Source organism: Candidatus Bandiella numerosa (genome assembly GCF_021811875.1).
Taxonomy (GTDB): domain Bacteria; phylum Pseudomonadota; class Alphaproteobacteria; order Rickettsiales; family Midichloriaceae; genus Aquirickettsia; species Aquirickettsia numerosa_A.
On record NZ_JAJBJD010000193.1, the window covers coordinates 1 to 1,537 of the forward strand.

Genomic DNA, 1,537 nt, shown 5'->3' on the forward strand with positions numbered 1-1,537 from the left:
CTCTCTCAGAGACTTTATCAAGAGATACAATCGAAAAACCAAGGCTTATTCCAAAGCCGCTGATATGGCTGAATTATCTGTGTATATACATTTCTTCTTTGACGCTATATTTGCTTAGCAATGCCCAATTCTTAGTTGCAACTTTTTATTGTTCCTTTCTGTAAATAAGAATAATTCCTAAAATTATCATGGGGATACATAAGATTTGACCTAATGAAAATATATCAAAAATATATCCAATGTGAGAGTCAGGTTCTCTGAAAATTTCAATGGCTATTCTAAAAATGGAGTAAAAAACTAAAAAAATTCCGCTTAATAATCCAGGAATACTTTTTTGTTTAGTGATGATGGTTTTTTTATTAATTAAATATTGCCTAAAATTTAGAGTGCATAACATTATTAAAAATAATACTGCGCCTTCAAACATAGCTTCGTATAGTTGACTTGGATGCCTTGGATGGTAGTCTGAATATGGGAAGATAACCCCCCAACTAACATCTGTTTTTCTTCCATAAAGTTCGGCATTTACAAAATTTGCAATGCGTCCAAAGAACAATCCAATTGGGGTTACACAAGAAATTAGGTCAGTTATTGACATAAACACTTTACCAGTTCTTAAGCAAAATATCCAAATAGATGCAATAACGCCAATTAATCCTCCATGAAATGACATTCCTCCATGCCAAATCTTAAATATCTCCCAAAAATCTTCTAATATGGTATCAGGAGTATAGAATAATATATAGCCTAGTCTGCCACCTATAACTATGCCGATAATAATATATGAAAGTAAATTTTCTAAATCTTTGGAATTAAGGTTAGCAATTTTAAATTTTTTTTCTATTTTTTGCAAAATATAAGCACCAAGAAAAATTCCTATTATGTATGATATCCCATACCAACGAATAGATATAATTCCCAAATTTATAGCAATAGGATCAATATTTGGAAAAAGAATTGCAAACATTATTTTTTACGTGATAACTTATATTTATATAAGTAGAATCAATATTTGAAAAAATGAAAAAAGACAATAAAATATTAGATGATCTTGCAAAGCTTGCAGGCTCAACATTCACTAGTGCTGTTAATGTTAAAAATGAAATAGCTGAATACATAACTCAGCAGATTGAAAAGTTAATAAAGAAAATGAATTTTGTCACAAGGGAAGAATTTGATGTAGTGAAAAAATTGGCCCAAGATAATAGATTGATGTTAGAAAAGATGAAAGATAAAAAAACCAGAGGTAAAAAGAACGAAAAAGAAAGAAGTAGTAACTAAAAAAGTGTTGAAGTTATAAAAAAGTAGGTGTTTTTAGAAATAACAAATGCTACCATGAGTGGCACCGTCAAGTTAATGGAAATATGGCCGCAACACAACCCTGACCCTTAAATTTTAGGCAGCAGCTATCTCCTGACTTCATGCACTTTTTCGCTAGACAGCGCAATATTCCTGGGGTTTATTTTTTTCTAGGCACTACCACTTAAGTTTTTTTGTTAATTTAAATTTAGATTTTTAGAGTTGCTCTATACTAATT

The 1,537-nt window shown here is 30.4% G+C and carries 2 protein-coding genes; one reads left to right on the forward strand and one right to left on the reverse strand.

Features of this window, described 5'->3' with window-relative positions:
* Positions 1 to 145 precede the first annotated feature (145 nt).
* Complete coding sequence (gene lgt / locus L8D11_RS05320; protein WP_236870632.1) at positions 146 to 958, reverse strand: prolipoprotein diacylglyceryl transferase; 813 nt, start codon at positions 956 to 958, stop codon at positions 146 to 148.
* Between the two features lie 62 nt (positions 959 to 1,020).
* Here lgt and L8D11_RS05325 point away from each other — a divergent pair, with 62 nt between their 5' ends.
* Positions 1,021 to 1,281, forward strand: coding sequence for an accessory factor UbiK family protein (locus tag L8D11_RS05325; RefSeq protein WP_236870631.1), 261 nt, complete (start codon positions 1,021 to 1,023; stop codon positions 1,279 to 1,281).
* Positions 1,282 to 1,537: the final 256 nt, after the last annotated feature.

Coding starts and splice junctions, on each gene's coding strand:
- L8D11_RS05325 (WP_236870631.1), top strand. CDS start 1,021: ATGAAAAAAGACAATAAAATATTAGATGATCTTGCAAAGCTTGCAGGC.